5 protein-coding genes are annotated in these 4,980 nt (G+C 26.0%); all 5 read left to right on the forward strand.

Going from position 1 to position 4,980, the window contains the following annotated elements:
- Positions 1–232: hypothetical protein (locus AJ939_RS03715; protein ID WP_070276090.1), on the forward strand; the 232-nt coding region annotated here is incomplete at its 5' end.
- A 143-nt stretch (positions 233–375) separates the two neighbouring features.
- The gene (locus AJ939_RS03720; protein WP_070233466.1) at positions 376–1,905 is read left to right on the forward strand and encodes a DUF6402 family protein; all 1,530 of its coding nucleotides are present in this window, start codon (positions 376–378) and stop codon (positions 1,903–1,905) included.
- Positions 1,906–2,409: a hypothetical protein gene (locus tag AJ939_RS03725; protein ID WP_070233467.1), complete on the forward strand. Its 504-nt coding sequence runs from the start codon at positions 1,906–1,908 to the stop codon at positions 2,407–2,409.
- 306 nt (positions 2,410–2,715) lie between these two features.
- Positions 2,716–3,018: a hypothetical protein gene (locus AJ939_RS11100; protein WP_250540839.1), complete on the forward strand. Its 303-nt coding sequence runs from the start codon at positions 2,716–2,718 to the stop codon at positions 3,016–3,018.
- Between the two features lie 927 nt (positions 3,019–3,945).
- A partial coding sequence (locus tag AJ939_RS11350; RefSeq protein WP_186820436.1) for a hypothetical protein occupies positions 3,946–4,980 on the forward strand: 1,035 nt, incomplete at its 3' end.

The raw sequence follows: 4,980 nt of genomic DNA on the forward strand, positions 1-4,980 counted from the left end.
TCAAAGTATTTATGATGAACTTTATAAATTAGAAGCAACGACAGATTTTACTTTTGAAGAACTTCAAAACTATCAAGCTTATATCTTTTTAAACTCCACTCTCCTTACAGGATCAAATGAACTTCCTAATAATCCTTTTTACTTTGGAGAATTAGATCAAGATAATACTATAAAACAAGATACACCTAGTTATTATTTTTCTCCTAAAGATGAATTCAAATGCAAATCATAAAGGATAAAATAATATATGAAAACAAGCCAAATATATGAAACTTTATAAATATGCTAGAATGTGCTGGACTAGGTATTCTATAAATTTAAATGAGAACATGCTTAAGGAATTTCTAAAAAATATAAAAACAATAGGATGAAATAATGGATGAAGAACTTTTTTGGGAAAACATTGTTCCAGTAGGACATATTAATGAAGAAACTTTAAAGAGCCAAATTTATATTAATAATATAAATTTTAGCACTTTGCAATATGATGAAACAGTTTTACCTACAGAATTAGAGTGTTGTTATAATGAATTTAAATACTATCAAAAAAGCAATAATGAAATAGCAACACTAGGTTGGGCTATTAGCTATCAACTTCAAGTATTGTGGCAAAATAGCCCTAAGATAGATACAATACAAAATTATCATCTCCCCGTAAAACAAAATAAGCCTAATAATCCCCAAGCAGAACAAAGACTAAAAGAAATACAAAATTTCTTACAAAGTAAAGGTATAGAACCCCTTATTTTACATTATACCCCTTATCCAAACAACACACAAACCCAAGAGATGAAAAGACTAAGGCAAAATTCAGAGCGTTTTTCTCGCCATATAGATAATAAAACAAATGAAGTAAGAGAAGAAAGGCGTTCTATTAAATTTTACACTACGCTAGATTGGGATAAGTTTTATTCTCATTTTCCTATAATAAAAAGACTAAGTAAAAAATTTCATACAAAAGAAGACATATACACTCAAAATTTTACAAAGCAAATAGAAATAATCTTACAAAAAACTCATAATATTTTGATATTAAAAAATTTGCCTCAAGGAGAATATAAATTTGATTTTGCTATCGATATAAAAGAAAATCGAAGCGATAAAAATGAAGAATCTTATATCATCATTAAAGAAAATGATGAAATTTCAAAAGATTATAAACGCATTTTAGACTGTAAGCCCTATGAGCTTGATACTTTAAATTGTCAATATATAGGTGTGGGTGATGATGAGTTTTTCAGACAAATTCGGGAAAATTTACAAGTAAATATCGCAAAGCAATTTGATACAGAATTTTCTCTTACTTGGTTTATTAAAACATATTTAAGAACGCAACCATTGACAATGAGCACTATGTTAGGTTATGATACATCGGAGATTGGGGAACAAACTTATGATGAACTCATGCAAGATCTATCTCTTTATGCTTGTAGTGGTAAATTTTCTTTTAATTTTGTTCCTTCGAAATTAAGCATTAAAAAAGAAATTCAAGGAGATAGAGAAAAGGTATCATACCGCGTTGATGAAATGCTTGTTTATGTTTATGATAGCTTTGATTTTTTAGATCAAGGACATGAATTTGATGATAAGGGAAATTTTATCAAGCTAGGACAACCTGTTGGAGCTTGGGATTTTAATGAAAAGAGTTTTAGTATTTGGGGTTCTACAAGACAGATGGAAACTTATAAACCAAAGAAATATTTATTTTTTATACCACAAATAACCTTTGCTGATATTCTACAATCCCCAAAAACCAAGCAATACTATCTTTACAATCAAGATTACCAAGACTATCAAAAATTCACTCCTTATGGTTTGGACTTTAAACTTTATAGTAAGGATTTTATCGCTAAACTTGATTTTAAAGATAAAGCTTATAATGTGCTTTATAATACAGGAGTTTAAATGGGAGAAGATATTACATTTTCTATTTTTTGGGGTTTATTTGGATTTATTCTTGCTTTTACTAATATAAAATTTTATCTTACAACTTTAAGTGTTCTTATTGCCTTTTCTATTTTAAATTATTGGATGAGAATTAACATAAAAGAATTTGTAAAATCTTATTTTTTAGTATATTTTATTATCTTTTTTATGGCTATTGTTATCATATTTTATCTTACCTATGGTATTGAAACTTCTAGGGATCTTGCATTACTTAGCTCTCTAGAAGCTAAAGAATTGTCACCGCAAGAATATAAAGCATATAATTATTTTGGATTTTTGACTTGTATAACTATGTTTTTTTTTACAATCACATTTTTTATACTTCCTTGTTTATTGCAAGCTTATTTATTTAAATGTTATAGCACAGAAGAAAAACGCAAAAAATTAAGTTGGCTTATAGGGTTTGTGTGTAATATCTTTTTATTAATTGCGAGTGTGTATGTGGTATATGAAAATCTTTAAAGACTATCAAAAATTCACTCCTTATGGTTTGGATTTTAGACTTTATAGTAAAGATTTTATCACTAAGCTTGATTTAAAAATAAAGCTTATAATGTGCTTTATAATACAGGAGTTTAAATGGGAGATAGTATTACGCTTTCTATTTTTTGGGTTTGATAGGATTTATTCTTACTTGTAGTGTTATAGAATTTTATCTTATAGCTCTAAGCGTTCTTATTGTCTTTTCTATATATAAATTATTGGATTAAGATTAATATAAAAGAATTTGTAAAATCTTATTTTTTAATATCTTTTATTATCTTTTTTATGGCTATTGTTATCATATTTTATCTTACTTATGATCTTGAAACTTCTAGGGATCTTGTATTGCTTGGTCCTCCAGAAATTGAAAAATTATCACCACAAGAATATAAAGCACATAATTATTTTGATTTTTTAGACGGTATAACTTTTATTTTTTTTACAACCACATTTTTTATACTTCCTTGTTTATTGCAAGCTTATTTATTTAAATGTTATAGCACAGGAGAAAAACGCAAAAAATTAAGTTGGCTTATAGGGTTTGTGTGTAATCCTATATTAATGGCGGGTGTGTATGTGATGTATTAAAATCTTTAAAGACTATCAAAAATTTAATATATTTGATATAATATTCATTTATCTTAAATATTTAGAAAAAAAATGGATAGAGAATTATTTATAACAAGGCTTGCTTTTATAAACAATGATGAAATAGACACAATAGATAAAAATTCATCCATAGCATATTTAAAAGCCTTATATCAATGTGAAAATTCCATAGCTATAAATTATAATCAAGAAGATCTTTTCACCCAAGCTACCGCTATAAACAATCTAGGCTATAATTCTACTTTCACAAAAATCTTCATCCTAGATAAAGAAAAGCTCAATGATACCTATCTTGATGCTAGAAAAAGGCTTTATAAATCTATCAATACTTTAAAAGAAAAAAGAAATGAAAAAATAAAAGATATCCAAGACTATTTAAATAAAGAAATTTCCTTACAAGATAATCTAAATAATCAAAGCTTTAATACTAAGGAAAATGATGTTAATTTAATTTTAAACGAAGTATTTAACATAGAGCAATTTTATGATAAAAATACCAATACCATAGTATTAAAGACAAATAATATAAAAATCATATTCTTAGATAAAGTAAATTTACAAGATTTGCAAGATAATTCTAACAATACTTCTTTCATCTCTATGTCAAATTTGATCCATATTTATGATAATCATTGTGATATTTTTGCAAAAGATAGAAGTGTTTTGGATATAAAGGACATAGAAGAAAAATATCAAATAGATTTTAAAAGTTTAGATATAAAAATCTTTTTAAACTCCACTCTCCTTACAGGCTCAAATGAACTTCCTAACAATCCTTTTTACTTTGGAGAATTAGATCAAGATAATACTATAAAACAAGATACACCTAGTTATTATTTTTCTCCTAAAGATGAAAGCAGTGGTTTAGGAAGACTTAGTATCTTTTATAAAAATGATGAACTTTGCTTGCTTAATTATTCTATTATAGAAAATTCTTTAAATATCAAATTAGAATGTTTAAGCAAACAAAGCTTAGAGTATAAAGACTTAATTTCAAACACTTTAAAAGAACAAAAAACCACACAAGTAGATAAAAAACAAGCTATAGCTAAACTTCATGCTCTTTTAGAAAATCAAAACCTAGAATGTATCCATGGAGGTAAAGTCATACTTAAATCAAACAAAGGAAAAACTTTTAAAGATGATGGTGTGCCTATTATGCTAGAAAGTGATTTATTAAACTCTAGTATAGTAGCTTGTCCTAATACTATAGCAGGTGTAAGTGTTCCTTGTACTAAAGTTGTTAATGTAAAAGGATCCTTATCTCAAAAGAAAGTCAATAATGAATATGTAATCTTACAAGAACTCATATCAGCTTGTATTAGTGATAAAGGTTTTCCTTTAAAAGTAAGCTTTACTCCTACTAAGTTTAAATTTGATCACAGCTTTAATCCTAAAGAGGGCTTAGGAGAACAAAGTAAAAATCAAATAGAGTTAAAAGAACCTATAATAAGACTTCATTATAAAAGTGATAGATTTCAAAAAGATAATTTACCTATCTATAATCTTTTAATCAATAATGAAAAAAAAGAACAAAATAAGGCTTTAAATGAATTTAATATAGATTTAAAAGATTTAAAAGATATAGAGGATATAAATATTCTTAATCAATTCAAACAAGACTTTAGTAAAGATTATGAATTTAAAGAATTAAATCTTAGCTTTGATACTAATTTAATCAAACTTTATTTTATTATCTCAAAAAACATTGCTAAAGTTTATAAAAGTGCTTATAAGGAATTTGAAAACAAAGATTTAGGAGTAGGGTATTTTACACAGCTACATGAGTATGATAAAATCATCAAAAATGCTTTAGAAGATAATAAAGAATTAAACGAATATCATTTTAGTTTTTTAGCTCCTGCAAAAATGCAAAATTTAAAACTTCAAATCGCACAAGGACTAGATGAAATCTTAGAAGATGAAGATAGAAAACAAGAG

It is taken from the genome of Campylobacter sp. BCW_6889 (assembly GCF_001762535.1).
Lineage (GTDB): Bacteria > Campylobacterota > Campylobacteria > Campylobacterales > Campylobacteraceae > Campylobacter_D > Campylobacter_D jejuni.

Bases quoted from the DNA above. Each gene is read 5' to 3' on its own strand.
- AJ939_RS03720 (WP_070233466.1), top strand. From the start codon at position 376: ATGGATGAAGAACTTTTTTGGGAAAACATTGTTCCAGTAGGACATATT.
- AJ939_RS03725 (WP_070233467.1), top strand. From the start codon at position 1,906: ATGGGAGAAGATATTACATTTTCTATTTTTTGGGGTTTATTTGGATTT.
- AJ939_RS11100 (WP_250540839.1), top strand. From the start codon at position 2,716: ATGGCTATTGTTATCATATTTTATCTTACTTATGATCTTGAAACTTCT.